The 17475-nt window shown below is 42.0% G+C and carries 14 protein-coding genes, 1 pseudogene and 1 riboswitch; of the genes and pseudogenes, 10 read left to right on the top strand and 5 right to left on the bottom strand.

Annotated features, from left to right (window positions below; all coding sequences use genetic code 11):
• Window positions 1-46: 46 nt before the first annotated feature.
• The 3 genes and pseudogenes from hemG to hemE form a co-directional block, all read right to left on the bottom strand.
• Window positions 47-1489, bottom strand: a pseudogene (gene hemG, locus JCM10596_RS23275) (protoporphyrinogen oxidase).
• A 5-nt stretch (window positions 1490-1494) separates the two neighbouring features.
• On the bottom strand, window positions 1495-2424 hold the full coding sequence (gene hemH / locus JCM10596_RS01635; protein WP_025025643.1) for a ferrochelatase: 930 nt from the start codon (window positions 2422-2424) through the stop codon (window positions 1495-1497).
• An 18-nt stretch (window positions 2425-2442) separates the two neighbouring features.
• On the bottom strand, window positions 2443-3489 hold the full coding sequence (gene hemE, locus JCM10596_RS01640) for a uroporphyrinogen decarboxylase (protein ID WP_025025644.1): 1047 nt from the start codon (window positions 3487-3489) through the stop codon (window positions 2443-2445).
• A gap of 183 nt (window positions 3490-3672) precedes the next feature.
• Window positions 3673-3779: riboswitch (SAM riboswitch) on the top strand.
• A 122-nt stretch (window positions 3780-3901) separates the two neighbouring features.
• Here hemE and JCM10596_RS29915 point away from each other — a divergent pair.
• The 4 genes from JCM10596_RS29915 (at window position 3902) to JCM10596_RS30690 (ending at window position 5947) form a co-directional block, all read left to right on the top strand.
• Entirely contained in the window at window positions 3902-4321 is a 420-nt protein-coding gene (locus JCM10596_RS29915) for a hypothetical protein (protein ID WP_051541131.1), read from the top strand.
• A complete protein-coding gene (locus tag JCM10596_RS27350) occupies window positions 4318-5253 on the top strand; it encodes a homoserine dehydrogenase (RefSeq protein WP_051541132.1) in 936 nt (311 codons plus the stop codon). Before JCM10596_RS29915 ends, JCM10596_RS27350 begins: the two co-directional genes overlap by 4 nt.
• A gap of 102 nt (window positions 5254-5355) precedes the next feature.
• Window positions 5356-5715, top strand: a complete 360-nt coding sequence (locus JCM10596_RS28505) for a YgaP family membrane protein (RefSeq protein ID WP_025025645.1) — start codon at window positions 5356-5358, stop codon at window positions 5713-5715.
• A gap of 106 nt (window positions 5716-5821) precedes the next feature.
• Window positions 5822-5947 (top strand): EYxxD motif small membrane protein, encoded by a 126-nt coding sequence (locus tag JCM10596_RS30690; RefSeq protein WP_267879659.1) that lies wholly within the window; start codon window positions 5822-5824, stop codon window positions 5945-5947.
• A gap of 10 nt (window positions 5948-5957) precedes the next feature.
• Here the strand turns inward: JCM10596_RS30690 and JCM10596_RS01660 are convergent, their stop codons facing one another.
• The gene (locus JCM10596_RS01660) at window positions 5958-7340 is read right to left on the bottom strand and encodes a sigma-54 interaction domain-containing protein (RefSeq protein ID WP_025025646.1); all 1383 of its coding nucleotides are present in this window, start codon (window positions 7338-7340) and stop codon (window positions 5958-5960) included.
• Window positions 7341-7577: 237 nt separating this feature from the next.
• Here JCM10596_RS01660 and JCM10596_RS01665 point away from each other — a divergent pair, with 237 nt between their 5' ends.
• The 6 genes from JCM10596_RS01665 to JCM10596_RS01695 all read left to right on the top strand — a co-directional run bounded on the left by JCM10596_RS01665 (window position 7578) and on the right by JCM10596_RS01695 (window position 16688).
• Window positions 7578-8495, top strand: coding sequence for a proline dehydrogenase family protein (locus JCM10596_RS01665; RefSeq protein ID WP_025025647.1), 918 nt, complete (start codon window positions 7578-7580; stop codon window positions 8493-8495).
• Window positions 8496-8740: 245 nt separating this feature from the next.
• The gene (gene putP, locus JCM10596_RS01675; protein ID WP_051541139.1) at window positions 8741-10195 is read left to right on the top strand and encodes a sodium/proline symporter PutP; all 1455 of its coding nucleotides are present in this window, start codon (window positions 8741-8743) and stop codon (window positions 10193-10195) included.
• A 159-nt stretch (window positions 10196-10354) separates the two neighbouring features.
• On the top strand, window positions 10355-10966 hold the full coding sequence (locus JCM10596_RS01680; RefSeq protein WP_025025649.1) for a flavin reductase family protein: 612 nt from the start codon (window positions 10355-10357) through the stop codon (window positions 10964-10966).
• Window positions 10967-11235: 269 nt separating this feature from the next.
• Window positions 11236-13635 (top strand): 3-hydroxyacyl-CoA dehydrogenase/enoyl-CoA hydratase family protein, encoded by a 2400-nt coding sequence (locus tag JCM10596_RS01685; protein ID WP_025025650.1) that lies wholly within the window; start codon window positions 11236-11238, stop codon window positions 13633-13635.
• Window positions 13636-13654: 19 nt separating this feature from the next.
• A complete protein-coding gene (locus JCM10596_RS01690; RefSeq protein WP_025025651.1) occupies window positions 13655-14833 on the top strand; it encodes an acetyl-CoA C-acetyltransferase in 1179 nt (392 codons plus the stop codon).
• Window positions 14834-14906: 73 nt separating this feature from the next.
• Window positions 14907-16688, top strand: coding sequence for an acyl-CoA dehydrogenase FadE (locus JCM10596_RS01695; RefSeq protein ID WP_025025652.1), 1782 nt, complete (start codon window positions 14907-14909; stop codon window positions 16686-16688).
• Between the two features lie 101 nt (window positions 16689-16789).
• Here the strand turns inward: JCM10596_RS01695 and JCM10596_RS01700 are convergent, their stop codons facing one another.
• The gene (locus tag JCM10596_RS01700) at window positions 16790-17368 is read right to left on the bottom strand and encodes a hypothetical protein (protein WP_025025653.1); all 579 of its coding nucleotides are present in this window, start codon (window positions 17366-17368) and stop codon (window positions 16790-16792) included.
• Window positions 17369-17475 lie beyond the last annotated feature (107 nt).

Raw genomic sequence — 17475 nt, forward strand, 5'->3', positions numbered from 1 at the left:
CCAGAAGGGGGAAAGGTTGCGATCAGGAGTAGTTGACAGCTATCTCTTATCCTATATAGCTAGTGATTTCTTGTGCCGCTTCTTTTCCCTGCCTCACACAGTCAGGAATCCCAATCCCCCCATAACCAGCTCCTGTCAGCAGGATGCCAGGTAGCTTCTGAGCAACATCTTGGCGGATACGCTTTATTCTCTCCAGATGTCCTAGCGGGTATTGGGGCATAGAGTGAAAGAGGCGCGTCACTTCAACTTCTTTAGAAGGAACGGTAATTCCCATTAGCTCTCGCAGGTCTTTAGCCACTTTTTCCATGATCTCTTGGTCTGAGAGATGAACGATTTCTTCTTCTCCAGCCCTTCCAACATAACAGCGTAAGAGAATCTGCCTTGAGGGGCGGTATGCAGCCACTTGACTGAAGTCCAAGTACAGGCTGTGATGGAGCGTCCTTCTTTTCGAGGAACAACAAACCCAGAACCATCAAGAGGAAAGGAAATTTGGTCCTGATTGAAGGTCATCACAATATTCGCTACAGAAGCATAACGAACCGAGTTTAATTCCTCTGTACTAGGAACATGAGGGGCTAACAACTGAGCACTCACACTAGGTGGAGTAGCCATAATAATAGCATCGGCATGCACCACCTCTTGAGTAGAAAGCAGCAATTCATATTGTACGGTCTGATCTTCCATCGTACTAGGTGTAATGCTCTCCACCCCTGTAGAGTGAAGCAGTTTCGCGTCTTGAAGAGTTTCTACTAAACGTTCTGTTAGTGTACTTAGACCGTTTTTGTATGTCAAAAACATGCTTTTTCTTGCGATCTCTGGAATGTTTTGTACACTAGGAGTATGTTTCTTTCCAGCTAACATTCCCAGAATTAAACTACGGTATTTTTTTTCAATCTGATGAAATTGAGGGAAGGTAGCTTGTAAGCTTAACGTCTTTGAATCACCGGCATAGATTCCGGCTAATAAAGGCTCTGCAATATGAGCACGACTTCCTTGCCCAATCTGCGTTCGAGAAATTGCCCCAGTGCTTCATCAGATTGTTCCTTGCGTCGGGGCAGAATTAGGTCCAAACCAGCACGAAGCTTCCCGAGGGAGAGATTAAACCTGTTTGGACAAAAGGAAGAACCTCTGTAGGAATACCAAAGATAAGACCAGGCGGCATACGATGCAGCTTTCCTTTATGGAGGATATAGGTTTTCTTGGCTTTAGGATTGGTTCCTACAAGCTCCTGTTCTAGCCCTAGGTCCTTGGAAATGTCTAAGATAGGTGTTTTTCGTGCTAAAAAAGAATCAGGTCCTCGTTCGATGACAAATCCATCACGTCGTAATGTATTGATTTTTCCACCAAAGGAAGCCTCTTTTTCAATCACCGTTAAATCAAGAGGGATCTTGTTCTCTGTACATAGCTTCTGTGTGTAGAAGGCGGCGCTTAAACCACTGATTCCGCCCCCTATAATGACTACTTTTTTTCTTCCTTTTTCTGCCCCCATTTATGTTACTTCCTTTCTAATTCAGCTAGAACGACGTCAGCCAACACTTTCATGTATTGTGGATCTGTGTTTAGAGATTCCGTCCTTTTAAGCTGCATTCCTAGTTCCTTCGCTGTAGCTTGGCATTCGATGTCAATATCATAGAGAACTTCTAGATGATCGGATACGAAGCCAACAGGACAAATCAGAACCTGTTTTATTTGCTCTTCGATATGGATGGTGTGGAGAACATCTAGAATGTCAGGACCTAACCAAGGAGTCGCCGTTTGTCCTGCGCTTTGCCAAGCAAATTGCCAGTTGTCAATCCCAGCTTGTTCAGCAACAGCCTTCGATGTTTCTAATAACTGATCCTGATAAGGGTCTTTCATTTCAATTATTTTTTCAGGAAGACTATGTGCCGTGAAGATCACGCGCACTTGTTCTCTTGTTAGATCGCCAAAGCTAGCTAACGTCGTTTTTACTCTTTCTGCTAGGGTTTGAATTAAATCAGGATGCAGATGGTAGCTTTTGACAAAGGACATATCGATGCCGAGTTGTTCTGCTGTTTCCTTCGCTCTTTTAATATAGCCGCCTACACTCATGAGAGAGTAATGTGGAGCAAGAACGACACCTACGGCTTGAGTAATTCCGTCCGTCGCCATTTGGCTAACGCCTTCTTCGATGAGCGGATGGGCATGCTTGAGCCCTTGATAGCAGACAAACTGATGCTCTGTCGCTCTCTGATTTAATTCCTGTTCTAAAGCTTGTACCTGTTTGTTTGTATTTTCTCTCAGAGGAAACAATCCCCCAATGGCTTCGTAGCGCTCTGTGAGTTCCTCTAGCTGTTCGGGAGAGGGAGGATTGCCACGGCGTATATGTGTATAATACTCTTCGACCTGTTCTAAGTTAGCAGGCGTACCATAAGACATGACAAATACTCCAATTTTCTTGGACATTCAAAATCCCTTCTTTCTCTATCTTTGAGCCAAGGCTTTGGCTGAATATTCATGGATGAACGAGGTAAGCTGCTCTAGCTTCTCGATGGATGCTTCTGGGAAGAGTCCATGTCCTACATTGAAGATATATCCAGGCTGTTTAATCCCTTGATCTATGATTTCTTTGGCATAGCTTTCAATGACTGACATAGGAGCTGTTAGAATCATTGGGTCAAGATTTCCTTGGATGGCAAAGCGTTCTCCGATCCTCTTGCGTCCTTCAGTAATAGAAACTCTCCAATCGACTCCAATCACTTCAGCATCAAGATGTTGAAGGTGGGGAAGGAGCTCTCCTGAACTGACTCCCGGAAAATAGATTCGAGGGATATTCGCTTCTCCGATGGCAGAGAAAATCCGTTCAATTGTAGGCAGGACAAATTGAACAAAGTCCTTAGGGGCAAGAGCACCTACCCAGCTATCAAAGACCTGTATTGCCTTTGCACCTGCGGCGATCTGAGCTTTTAGATAGGTGATGAGCATATCCCCTAATTTATCCATTAACTTCTTCCATAGTTCCGGCTCACTATACATGAGCTGCTTTGTTCTGAGATAGTTTCTAGAAGGCTTTCCTTCTATGAGATAGCTGGCTATGGTAAAGGGAGCCCCAACAAAAGTGATGAGAGGGACTGATAATTCACGCTCTAAGATGTTGATGGTTTTGATAACATGAGAAAGATCCTTCTCCACATCGATCGGTCGAAGGCGTTCAATATCCTGAGAGGTTCGAATCGGATTGTGGATGACAGGACCTACATTTTGAACAATATCAAAATCAATCCCAATAGAAGCAACAGGATTCATGATATCAGAGTAGAGAATCGCTGCATCGACTCCTAATTTATGTATTGGCAGCATGGTGACTTCTGCTGCTAGCTCAGGCTGTAAGCAAATTTCTAATAGACTATATTTTTCTTTGATCTTACGATAAGCTGGATCATATCTTCCTGCTTGGCGCATATACCATACTGGGACATGTCCTACTTCTTCTTTTCTACAGGCTTTAATAAAAGTATCATTATAGCTCATTTTGTTCCCTCTTTCTGCGAACTTGTTATTATCATTATGCCTTTTTTACTGAATCGTAACAACCTTGAAGCTATTTTTGATTATGACAAATACTTGACAAAAAAGAATTGACATCATTTTTTTATATGATAATATACTTTAATAAAGCTTCAAATTTTCGAAAAACTGCATATGATGAAATACTTCTTATCCAGAGTGGTGGAGGGACTGGCCCAATGAAACCCGGCAACCTAAATCTTTATGATTTAAAGGTGCTAAATCCTGCAGAATGATGATCTGGGAGATGAGGAGAGTTTTTATATAGATACATGTAACAAACTCCTCTTCATCTTCGAAGAGGGGTTTGTTTTTTTTATATTGTAGAGCGAACAAGAGCGAAGAAAATCGACATTTTATGGAGGTGCTCATAAGAATGGGTGTAATAAGAGTAGGCTTATTAGGTTTAGGAACAGTAGGCTCAGGAGTGTTTAAGACCATTCAACAGCAACAACAGAATTTATTAAATCGAGTGGGTCATAAGGTTGAAGTTGTTAAGGTCTTAGTTCGAGATAAACAGAAAAAACGTTCTTTATCGATCGATGAAGAGCTTCTAACCACCTCGTTTGAAGAGGTACTTGAAGCAGATTTAGATGTTCTGATTGAAGTGATGGGAGGGGTTGAACCCACCTTTGATTATATTTATGAGGCATTCCAAAAGGGGTGTCATGTGGTTACTGCTAATAAGGAGCTTCTTGCCAAAAGAGGAAAAGAGCTCATTAAGATAGCGCATCATTTTCAGAGGCACTTCTATTACGAAGCAAGTGTCGCCGGTGGAATCCCTATCTTAGGGTGATTCGGCAATTATTACAAACCAATGATGTTGAAGAAATTAGTGGAATCCTCAATGGAACAACCAATTATATTCTGACACAGATGGAAGAGAACAATGCTAAATATGAAGATGTACTCAAGGAGGCTCAGGAGCTGGGCTATGCTGAAGCGGACCCCACCTCGGATGTGGATGGTTATGATGCAATGTATAAGCTCTATATCTTGTCACAGCTTGTCTATGGCAGAGCGCCTGAACTACCTTCTATACGAAGAGAAGGGATTTCGGGAATTGGACTTACCGAAATCCAAGTAGCCAAACAATTAGGGTATCGTTTTAAGCTGCTTGCTTCAGCCAAACAAGAAGGAGAGCATCTGGCACTGTCGGTTCAACCAACCCTTGTTTCTTTGGAACATCCTCTGGCTCAGGTAAATGACGTGAATAATGCTGTTTTTCTAAAGGGGAATATTGTTGGAGAGCTCTTGCTTTCAGGAAAAGGAGCAGGAGAGTTCCCTACAGCCAGTGCGGTCGTTGAAGACTTATCCTTCTTATTGACACAGATCTATACTCCGCAAAAAGAGTGGAAAGTGGATCAGGGAGTTTCGCCAGAAGGTGTTTTTCATAAGTCCACAGAAGAGCGGACCAGTTCTGAGCATTTCTTCATTTATATAGAAACAAAGGAGAAGGATCTTTCCAAATTATATGTCCTCTTAGAAGAACTGGATCAGCACCAGCTGACGTTGCATCAAGTACAAACGATGGAAACAGAAGAAAAGAAATTGGCGATTGGCTTGATTGTGCAGGGAGCACCTCAACCATTTACCCAGTATCTTATCGATGCATTTTCTGTCTACGTGACATGTCATCAAGTGATAGGTGATCAAGAACATCCATTACCTATTCAATCCGTCAGCAAGGAATTAAACATAGCAGAACATCAAGCGGTGAATCTATAGAGTGTGCATGAAGAAAATGATTTAATCCATACTAAGTACTGTTATTACCTTTCAGCAAGAAGCTGTGAAGAATAACAATACTGAGGTACAGGAGGTTTCCAAATGAAACCAAACGTAGGTCGAGTGGACGCTTTGATGCGAATTACCATTGGATTAACAGGAGTCGCCTGGGGAACGGCAAGGATGGTTCAACGCCCTCATGCGAGTCTGCCAATGATTGTTACCTTCGCTTCAGCGATGAAGGTCGCTGAAGGTGTGACGCGATTTTGTCCTTTGACAGCACTGTTCAGTGCTGATTATAACAGGCTGATTAATCAAGCGAAGGATAAACTGCCAATTCAAAGATTCACGAAGCCGTTGGAGCGCCAAGCGGAGGAAATTCAGGATCAGGTACAGAGTGCTGTACAGGATGCTGCCCGTAGTATGAATGGATTTGAAGATGATTTTGAACCGCATCATTAATCAAATAGTGGGAGCTACCTAAACCGCAGGTAGCTTTCCCATTGTTCAATAGTAAGGTCGTCATTTTCTGAGTAGTGTAATGATAAACAGCAGAGGAGGGGTAGCTTTGGAAGGACATTTATGGTGGCAGTGGGTGAGTCATAATGCTTACGTCCTTCTTACGCTCATCGGAGTCATTGCCGTTCTAGGCTATGTGATTTGGGAAAGACGTAAGAAAAGAAACAAATATTAGAAAAAAAGTCTTACTCGGAATTCCACTTGATTTGATATGCTTTCAGCTTTTGATATAAATTTGCCCGAGAAATCCCCAAGCGTTTAGCTGCAGCACTTTTATTTCCATAGGTAACTTGTAGTGCCTCCATAATTCTTTCCTTCTCGAGCTGTGATTTCTCTCCTTTTAAATTGGACGGTGAAGAAGAAGGAATGGTTAGATCAGGGATAGGAGGGCTGGTAATGGGGAGCTGTTCAAGATCTGCCTCTTCTAAGACCACATACCGTTCGACCATATTGCGCAGCTGTCTAATATTACCCGGCCAATCATAATGCAGGAAGCGCTGGTAAATCTGATGAGGAAGAGAGAGATGTGGTTTTTCATATTTATGAGAGAACTCTTGTAAGAACAGCTCAATCAGCTCTGGAAGATCCTCTGCTCGCTCGCGCAAGGGAGGGATCTTAAGGGATACGACATTTAATCGATAATATAAATCTTCTCGAAATCTCTTTTCTTTCACAAACTGCGCTAAATCTCGGTTGGTTGCCGTAATGATTCGCACATTGACCTTCTTTAACGAAGTTCCCCCTACTCGATAAAACTCTTGTTCTTGTAAAACTCGAAGTAGTTTGACTTGCATATCCATAGGGAGCTCCCCTACTTCATCAAGAAAGAGGGTTCCCCCATCTGCCATTTCTAGTTTCCCACGCTTGCCTTCCTTAGCTGCACCAGTAAAAGCTCCTGATTCGTAGCCAAATAGTTCACTTTCAAACAAGGCGGCTGGAATGGCGCCGCAATTAATAGGAATAAAAGGGTTGTCTTTGCGTGTACTGGAGGCATGAATAGCTCGAGCAAAGAGCTCTTTTCCGACACCGCTTTCCCCAGTGATCAAAATGCTTGCTTGTGTCGGAGCAACCTTAGCTGCGGTTTGAATGGCATCCTTAATTCCAGAACTCCGCCCCTTTATTTCTGCAAAAGGTCCTTTGGGATGCTGTTGATTTACTTGATGCTTTAATTCATCTAATAAGGAGGAGGTTTCTGTCAGTTCATCATTTAACTTGACGATTTGGGAGATGTTTTGTTCCACCGAGATGGCGCCAATAAGTTGGTGTTTCTTATCGTATAAAGGAGAAGCATTAATCAGCACATGGGTATCTGGGCGAGGGCGATGGTAGACAGCAGATACCGGATAAGGGTTCTTTAAGATTCGCAAGACCATTAAGTCTTCTTGTTGAAAGAACTCAGAGATGGTTTGTCCTAAAATGTCGTGCTGTGAAATGGAATAGATTTTCTCCGCTTGTTCGTTCCAATATAAAACCACTCCTTCTGTGTTCACAATGGCAATGGCATCGTTCGACAAAGCAAGAACCGACTCTAGGTAAATAGGCAGACTGATATCAGCAGAAGGGGACATAGTCTAGAGCTCCTTTCTAGAATAAAAGTGTATAATTAATAGACGGTATAGACAAGAGTGTATATTTTTTTTACAATTATACATGTAAGCGTTCTAAATTTCTACCCGATAACTTCGACATAAATGAACGATTTTTAGACAATTTTCTAAAAATATAAATTTGGCATTGTTCTTGCATAATAGTAGCTACATACAGTGACAATTCTCACTAATAGGTGAACTAGGAGGCAATACAGAATGGAACAATTGATGAAAGACTTCTTCTTATTTATGGCGAAGAATAAATTCTTTAATCGAATGGCTAAGAAATATGGGTTGAGATTCGGAGCCAAACGTTTTGTTGCTGGGGAAACGTTAGAAACAGCCCTTGATGTCATCAAGGACTTAAATGCACAGGGCATGCTTGTGACCATTGACCATTTAGGTGAATTTGTTTTTAATGAAGATGAAGCCAACATGATGACACAACATTGTATAGATGCGCTGGAAGGAATGGCACGAGAAGACGTCAACTCAAATTTATCATTGAAAATGACGTCCATGGGCTTAGACATCTCTAAGGAGCTATGCTTGCTTAATATGAAAAAAATCTTAGAAGTGGCGAAAAAGCACCAGAATTTTGTACGGATTGATATGGAAGATTACGCACATTTAGACATGACTCTGGAGATCTATTATAAATTGAGAGAAGAGTTTGACAACGTAGGTCTGGTGATTCAAGCTTATCTCTATCGCAGTGAAGAAGACATGAAGGAATTAGCCAAGCTACAGACGAACCTGCGTTTAGTAAAAGGAGCTTACAAGGAATCACCTAAAGTGGCTTATCCAGATAAGAAAGACGTAGATGAGAATTATAAAAAAATCATAGAGCTACAATTGAGCAATGGAAACTATGCCGGAATTGCGACCCATGACGAGGCGATCATTGAACATACCAAACGCTTTGTTGAAGAGCATGGTATTGCTAGAGATCAATTTGAGTTTCAGATGCTTTATGGGATTCGAACGGAGCTACAAAAGAAGCTCGTGGAGGAAGGCTACCGCATGAGAATTTATCTCCCGTATGGAAATGACTGGTATGGTTATTTCATGAGGAGATTAGCCGAAAGACCTGCAAATGTTGCCTTCGTCTTAAAAGGCATATTTGGAAAATAGAAAGAGAGAAAGAGTATAGGGGGATAGTAACCCCTCGACTTATCGAGGGGATATTATAAATATTACGTAACACACAGAGGGGATGATAATGTGGAAGCGGTTTCGTTAACAGCAGCGACATGGTTTTGGTTCATCGTGCCGATGCCCTTGCTTATTCTATGGGCGATTTGGACCTATATCAAGGAAGGGAGAGGTGAAAACTAGTGCAAGCTACTTACATTACTTTTATCATCTACTTAATAGGGATGCTGGCGATTGGAGTTATTACGTATCGAATGACAAACACCTTGTCCGATTATGTGTTAGGAGGAAGGAAGCTTAATAGCTGGGTAGCTGCTTTGTCTGCCCAAGCGAGTGATATGAGTGGTTGGCTCCTGCTTGGTTTGCCGGGTGCTGCCTATGCTTCGGGAATGGGAATGTGGAGTATCTGGATTGCTGTTGGATTGGCAGCAGGAACCATGATTAACTGGCAATATGTAGCCAAACGCTTACGGCGTTATACAGAGATAGCAGGGGACTCTATTACGTTATCCGAATATTTCGAGAATCGTTTTAGAGACAAGAGTCATTTGTTGCGAGTGATTTCTGCAGTCTTTATTCTTTTATTTTTCTTATTCTACACAGCTTCTGGATTAGTAGCTGGAGGAGTGTTGTTCCAAGCGACGTTTGGCGTTGATTATCATACGGCTCTTATTGTTGGAGCGATTGTGATTATTTCTTATACCTTCTTAGGCGGGTTTTTAGCCGTCAGCTGGACCGATTTTGTTCAAGGAATTTTGATGTTTTTAGCTCTGATTATAGCCCCTATAGTGGCGATTAATCAGTTAGGTGGAATCGATGCGGTGTTTTCCAACATTGCAGCGAAAAATCCAGACCTATTAGACATTGCAATGAATGTATCCTTTAAGGATGGTATATGGACATCTGAAGGAGCTTTAGCGGTGGTAGGGATCATCTCTGCAATGGCATGGGGATTAGGATATTTTGGACAGCCTCATATTCTTGCCCGCTTTATGGCGATTCGTTCGGCGAAGGAGATTCCCAAAGCTCGATTGATCTCTATGATATGGGTTGTGATCACATTATACGGAGCGATTATGGTTGGTTTTGTCGGAATTGCCCTATTTGATACGCCTCTTGAAAATACAGAAACCGTCTTTATTCAGCTAGTGCAAGTCGTCTTTAACCCATGGGTGGCTGGCTTCCTACTAGCAGCGGTATTAGCAGCTATTATGAGTACGATAGATTCACAGCTTCTCGTTGCTTCAAGTGCGTTAACAGAGGACTTCTATCGCACCTTCTTGCGTAAAGAAGCTTCTCAGACAGAGCTTGTTTGGATTGGACGTGGAGCGGTCTTACTCATTGCCTTCATCTCCTTAATGCTAGCTTGGAATGAAAAGAACACTGTGCTAGGATTAGTATCCTATGCTTGGGCTGGATTTGGAGCCGCATTCGGACCTGCCATTCTATTCTCTTTATTCTGGAAGAGAATGACTCGAAATGGTGCTTTAGCAGGGATGCTTGTTGGGGGATTAACCGTTATCTTCTGGGAGAAAACGGGCTATGCCATTTATGAGATTGTACCTGGGTTCATGTTTGCCTCCATTGCGATTATCCTTGTAAGTCGAATGGATTCCGAGCCTTCCAGAGAAATCCAAGAGGAATTTGACCAAGCCTCTAAACCTCTTGCCAACGAATAAACAGGTTGTTCTATCCTGCTGTCATAAAGTATAGGACAATCACATAAGATGAAGAAAGCGTTATAACGAAAGAGCAGGATGCATTCGTTGTAGCGCTTTCATTTTGTAAGGCTTTTTGTGATACTATAGATGTGTAAGTCATAATAGAGGAGGAAGCCGATGCATTTATATAGTCAGGATTTAGATAGTTATCGTTGTTATCAATTGTTAAACAGTATGGTGACCCCAAGACCGATTGCTTGGGTTTCAAGTGTAAGTGCGGAGGGGATCGTCAACTTGGCTCCCCATAGCTATTTTAATATTGTGAGTACATACCCACCGATGATCGGTTTTTGTTCCGTTGGTGAGAAAGATACAGCAAGAAATATCAAAGCAACCAAAGAATTTGTCGTCAATGTGGTAACGGAGGAAGTGACAGAAAGAATGAATCTGACCGCTGTTAACTTTCCTTCAGATCTAAGTGAACTAGATGAAATCGGCTTGACCAGAGCAGACTCTCATAAGGTTGCTGTACCTAGGGTGGCTGAATCTCCTCTGCATTTGGAATGTAAGCTTGTTGATATTCATCTCTACGGAGAAGCTCCTGCACATTTTATTGTTGGGGAAGTTGTGGCGTTCCACTTAGATGAAAAGGTTTTGAAGGAGGATAAGGTTGATCCTCATCTGTTAAAGGCTGTGGGGCGTATGGGAGGCTATTATTACAACAAAACGACAGATACCTTTGAAGTGCCCAGAGTAAGCTATGAACAATATCAAGAAATGAAAAAGTAGGAAATGCTTATCATAACATCTAAACATATGGATCAATCAGGTGGAGATTCACTCCGCCTGATTGACAAAATTCCCTTTTTTTAAAAATTTCCACGAAGAACATAGAATTTTCTATTGATTCATTGAATAGATTATCATATAGTATAACTAAAGGTGATATTTAAACGCTTACATTCTCATGAAAACAGATACGTCTCTCGGGAATGTTTTTTTACACCCACATTATGAATGAGCATTCATTCAAAAGATCAAAAGGAGGCAGAAAAATAATGACTCACTCCATTCGTAAAGCAGCAGTGATTGGCTCTGGAGTAATGGGAGCAGGGATTGCTGCTCACTTAGCCAATGTAGGCATTCCAGTACTTATGTTTGATGTTGTTCCAAAATCTTTACTTCCTGAAGAAGAACAAAAAGGGCTTACTCTAGAGAGTAAGGCGGTCCGTTACCGAATTGTTGAACAAAACAGACAAGCGCTTCTAAAACATAAACCAGCACCGCTATTTCACAAATCAAATATTGATCTTATTACATCATGCAACTTAGAGGATGATTTAGATAGACTGAAAGAAGTAGATTGGATCGTAGAAGTAGTTGTTGAGAATTTAGCGATTAAACAAAAGGTATTTGCTCAAATTGAAGAGGTTCGTAAGCCAGGGAGCATTGTTTCGACGAATACCTCAGGAATCTCAGTAGAAGCTATGGTCGAAGGAAGATCTGAGGAGTTCCGCAAGCACTTTGTCGGAACGCATTTCTTTAATCCTCCTAGATACTTAAAACTATTAGAAGTGATTCCTACTAAGGCTACAGATCCTACTATTACTGAATATATGACGGAATTTGGCGAAAAAGTATTAGGAAAAGGAGTCGTGCTAGCTAAGGATACTCCGAACTTTATTGGGAACCGTATTGGCTGCTATGGCTTGATGGTGACTGTAGCTGAAATGCTCAAGGGTGGCTACAGTGTAGGAGAAGTAGATGCTATCACAGGTCCAGCCTTAGGAAGACCTAAGAGTGCCACCTTTAGAACACTGGATGTGGTAGGTTTAGATACCTTTGTTCATGTTTCGCAAAATGTCTATGATAACGTAGATAACCCAGCAGAAAAAGAAGTTTTTAATGTTCCTGAGTTCATGAAGCAGATGGTGGAAAACAAGTGGATTGGCTCTAAGGCAGGACAAGGTTTCTTTAAGAAGGTCAAAGGCGAAGCAGGAAGCGAAATTCTAGAGCTAGATATTACCACATTAGAGTATGTTCCTCGTAAGAAAATCAAAGCAGCATCTTTAGAACAGAGCAAGGCGCAAAAAACGCTGGAGCAAAAGATTAAGACGCTTCTATATGGTAAGGATCGCGCGGGGGAATTTGCTTGGAATGTGATGAAAAAGGTTCTTCTATACTCTGCTGAGAAGGTTGGCGAGATTGCCGATGATATTGTCAGTATCGACAATGCCATGAAGTGGGGCTTCGGCTGGGAATTAGGTCCTTTTGAAACATGGGATGCGATTGGACTAGAAAAATCAGTGGCACGCATGGAAGCAGAGGGTGAAACGATTCCTGCCTGGATCAAGGAAATGCTGGATAATGGCAAAAACAGCTTCTACAGTAAACAAGAAGGGGTTTCCTTCTACATCTCCAATGGTGAGTTTCGCCAGATAGAGCAACGCCCAGAGGCGATTTCCTTAGCGGCACTGAAAGAGCAAGGGAAAGTGATTAAGAAGAACTCTGGAGCAAGCTTAATTGATCTAGGTGATGGAATTGCCTGCTTAGAATTCCATTCTCCAAAGCAAGCCATTGGTGGCGATATTCTTCAAATGATTAACTACAGTGTAGATGAAGTAGCTCAAAACTATGAGGGCTTAGTTATTGGAAACCAAGGAAAGAACTTCTGTGTCGGTGCGAATGTCATGCTAATCTTAATGGAAGCTCAGGATCACAATTGGCCAGAAATCGATATGATGGTTCGCCAATTCCAAGGGGCGATGAACAAGATTCGCTTCAGTCCTAAACCAGTCGTAGCCGCTCCTCATGGCATGTGCTTAGGTGGCGGAACAGAAGTAGTTTTACCTGCCGCTAGGGTTCAAGCGAATGCGGAGTTATACATGGGGCTTGTGGAAGTCGGAGTAGGAGTGATCCCTGGTGGAGGAGGAAATAAAGAAGTGCTGATGCGCTTATTAGATTCCTTACCTGAGGGAACGAAGCTTGATCCGCAAGAACTAGTTAACTTTGCTTTTGAACTGATTGCCATGGCGAAGGTTTCGACAAGTGTGGAAGAAGCGAAACGCTTTAAGTATGTTCGTCCAGAGGATGGAGTGAGCATTAATCAAAGCCACTTAATCTATGATGCCAAGCAAACAGCATTATCTTTAGCGAAAGCAGGCTATAGAGCACCTCAACCAAGAAAACTTCCTGTGGTAGGTAGAGAAGGAAAAGCGGTCTTGAAGCTGGGAGCGTATACCTTCAAGGCGGGTGGAATGATTTCAGAGCATGACTATAAGATTGCGACCAAACTTGCTCATGTGTTAGCAGGAGGAGATGTTCCGGCAGGAACGCTTGTAGATGAGCAATATCTATTAGACATAGAGCGCGAAGCTTTCCTTAGCTTATGTGGAGAGCCGAAGACGCAAGCAAGAATGCAACATATTTTAACCAAAGGAAAGCCTTTGAGAAATTAGTCTAGAGGAGGAGAAAGCGATGAGAGAAGCAGTCATTGTTGCAGGGGCTAGAACTCCTGTAGGCAAATCAGGCAAAGGTTCCCTAAGAGATGTTAATTCGGTGGATATGGGAGCTTTGGTTGTTGAAGAAGCTTTAAAAAGAGCGGGAAATTTAGATCCATCGTTAATCGAGGATTTGATCATAGGATGTTCCTTCCCAGAGGGAGAACAAGGCATGAATATGGCTCGTTTAATAGGATTAAGAGCGGGTCTGCCTAATACAACTCCGGGAATTACCGTCAATCGATATTGTTCCTCTGGACTCCAGACCATTGCCTATGCAGCAGAAAAAATCATGCTGGGGCATGCGGATGTCATCGTGGCAGGTGGAGTAGAAAGCATGAGTCGTGTACCCATGGGAGGACATAAGGTTGCACCTAACCCTTGGTTAATGGACCATCTGCCGGAAGCCTATATGGGAATGGGACACACAGCAGAAGAAGTGGCTCGCCGCTTTAACGTTTCTCGTGAGGATCAGGATGCATTTGCTGTACGCAGTCATCAAAAAGCAGCTCAAGCGATTGCAGAAGGGAAATTTAAAGACGAGATTGTGCCAGTGAAGGTGACCAACCGTTCTATCGGTCCGAAAAACAAGGTGGTAGAAGAAGAGTTTGTTTTCGATACAGATGAAGGAGTACGCCCGAATACAACGCTTGAGGTATTAGCGAAGCTACGACCTGCTTTCCATCCTAAAGGATCAGTCACAGCAGGAAACGCCTCACAGACGAGTGATGGCGCAGCTGCGGTTGTCGTGATGAGCAAGGAAAAGGCAGAAGAGCTAGGGCTACAGCCTATTCTAAAATTCAAATCCTTTGCAGTTGGAGGAGTAGATCCAGAAATCATGGGAATTGGTCCTGTTGTAGCGATTCCTAAAGCCCTTCAATTAGCAGGAATTTCACTCGAAGATGTTGGACTCATTGAACTTAACGAGGCGTTCGCTTCCCAGTCCATTCAGGTTATTCGTGAGCTTGGACTTGATGAAGAAAAAGTGAATGTCAACGGTGGAGCGATTGCTACAGGACATCCGCTGGGCTGTACGGGAACCAAATTAACCATCAGCTTAATGCATGAAATGAAAAGAAGGCAAGCGCGCTACGGCATTGTCACCATGTGTATTGGTGGCGGTATGGGAGCAGCAGGAGTCTTTGAACTAGTATAAATGCACGTAGAACTCGATAAATCCTTAAAGATAGATCTCGAACCATAAATAAAACAAAATGGAGGTTTTGAAAATGGCAGAAACGAAAAATATCATTCGTGGAGGGAGCTTCTTAATTGAAGATACAACTCCAGAGCAAATCTATACTCCAGAGCAAATTACAGAAGAACAAAAAATGATGGCAAAGATGGCAGAAGACTTTGTCGTCAATGAAGTAGTGCCTGTGTTAGAGGAGATTGAAGAGCACAATTTCGATCATACCGTTCGTTTACTTAAACAAGCGGGTGACTTAGGACTATTAGGTGCTGATGTTCCAGAAAAATACGGCGGTTTAGGACTAGATAAAATCAGTTCTACCCTTATTTCAGAATACCTTGCAAGAGGTCGCTCCTTTGCTCTTAGCTTAGGTGCCCATGTCGGGATTGGTTCTTTACCTATTGTTTTCTTCGGTAACGAAGAGCAGAAGAAAAAATATCTTCCAGGATTAACATCAGGAGAAACAATTGCGGCATATGCCTTAACAGAGCCTACCTCAGGGTCTGATGCACTTGGGGCTAAAACGGTTGCAAAATTAAGTGAATGTGGAACCTATTATAAGCTGACAGGGGAAAAACAATGGATTACCAACTCTGCTTTTGCCGATGTGTTCATTGTTTATGCCAAAATTGATGGGGAGCATTTCACTGCATTTATCGTCGAAAAAGGATATGAAGGTGTTTCTACAGGCCCAGAAGAGAAGAAGATGGGAATCAAAGGATCTTCCACTCGTACGCTAATCTTAGACGAGGCAAAAGTTCCTGTGGAGAATGTTCTGGGCGAAGTCGGCAAAGGGCATGTCATTGCCTTCAACATCCTGAACGTAGGACGCTACAAGCTGGCTGTTGGCTGTGTAGGTTCATCCAAGCGTGCGATTGAGCTAGCTGTCAAATACGCCAAAGAAAGAAAGCAATTTAAAACACCTATTGCTAACTTTAACTTAATCAAAGCCAAATTAGCGGATATGTCCATCCGTGCCTATGTCAATGAGAGCAGTGTCTACCGTACCGGCGGATTGTTTGAAGAGAGCATGGGGCAATTAAGTGAAGAAGAGCAAGAAAATGGCTTTGCTGTGGCGAAGTCGATTGCTGAATATGCGATTGAATGCTCCATTAATAAGGTATATGGCTCTGAAACCTTAGATTATGTCGCCGATGAAGCCGTTCAAATTCATGGTGGATATGGTTTCATGTCCGAGTATGAGGTAGAAAACATCTATCGTGATTCCAGAATCAATCGTATCTTCGAAGGGACAAATGAAATCAACCGTTTATTGATCCCAGGAACGCTTGTCAGAAAAGCAATGAAGGGTGAATTGAATCTATTAGGGGCTGCAGCAGGCTTACAAGAAGAATTAATGATGCTGATGCCTACAGAGGTGGACGATGAGCCATTAGCACAAGAAAAGCAATATCTTGAGATGGCGAAGAAGCTTTTCTTAATGATTGCAGGTACAGGAGTTCAGAAGTATCAGCAAGCGCTTGATAAGGAGCAAGAACTATTATCCAATATTGCGGATATGATTATTGAAATTTACGTTCTAGAAAGTGCGATTCTTAGAACAGAAAAAGCCATTGCGGCGAATGGTGTAGAGAAGGAAGCACAGAAATATGATTATACAAGAGTGTACGCTCAAGAAGCATTACAACGCTTAGATGCCATTGCTAGAGAAAGCTTATCTGCTATGGAAGAAGGAGATACTCTTCGCACCATGCTATCCATTGTCCGTAAGCTAACTCGTCACAATCCAATCAATACAGTGGCGATCAAACGCGATATTGCTAACCGCTTGATTGAAGCAGAGAAATTTACAGTATAAAAGTATAAAGTAAATAAGCGTTCTCTTTTGTAAGCATGAAATACTCCCCTTATAGTACAGATAATCAAAATCTGTAACTAGAAAGGGGAGTGTTTTTTTGTTTACTTAGTAGCATCAGTTTTGATAATGAAAGAAAATTCCTGAACTTTATCTGTAAATTGACAAATAAGACGAAAACCTCGAATCGTTGCTTCAGGTTCGTAATCGTCACTGTTAGAGCTAAGGTGAGCCCATACATTTTCATCAAGTACAAAAGATCCTTTTCTATTTGTCAAAGTTAGTTGAATGTTTTCTATGGTTTCTGCCTTATACTTTAATGTGCCGTCATCACTCAGAAGCGTTTCTACTAGTTCATATGTAGTTGGAGTCGTTTCGTTAAATTCAATTTGTATTGTTTCCCCAAGTGAAACATATGGAATCGTGATGGAAGGGTCATTCATAATAGATTGAAAAAGTTCCACATCTTCAAGGTTGACTCCCGTCATAGTCATACGATCTGCTTCTTTTTTTAATGTTACCTCTTCTAGGCTTTTCGATTTGACCACTGAAGTGATCTCCGTATCTCCTGCTTTGACTGTTATTTCAGGAGAATCGTTTGTAGTATTTACTTTTTGTGAGCTACAAGCATTTAACATAAAGATTAAGATAAAACTTAGAATAATGGTACATAATTTTTTCATCATAGGTCCTCCTTAAAAATGTAAAAGATTACGAAAGTAAGCTACTACCCTTAGTAAATACAGATAACTGATTATTACTATAGACAAAATATATCATAAACAGGAAT

The organism is Caldalkalibacillus mannanilyticus JCM 10596, assembly GCF_000615945.1.
Taxonomy (GTDB): Bacteria; Bacillota; Bacilli; order Caldalkalibacillales; family JCM-10596; genus Bacillus_AT; species Bacillus_AT mannanilyticus.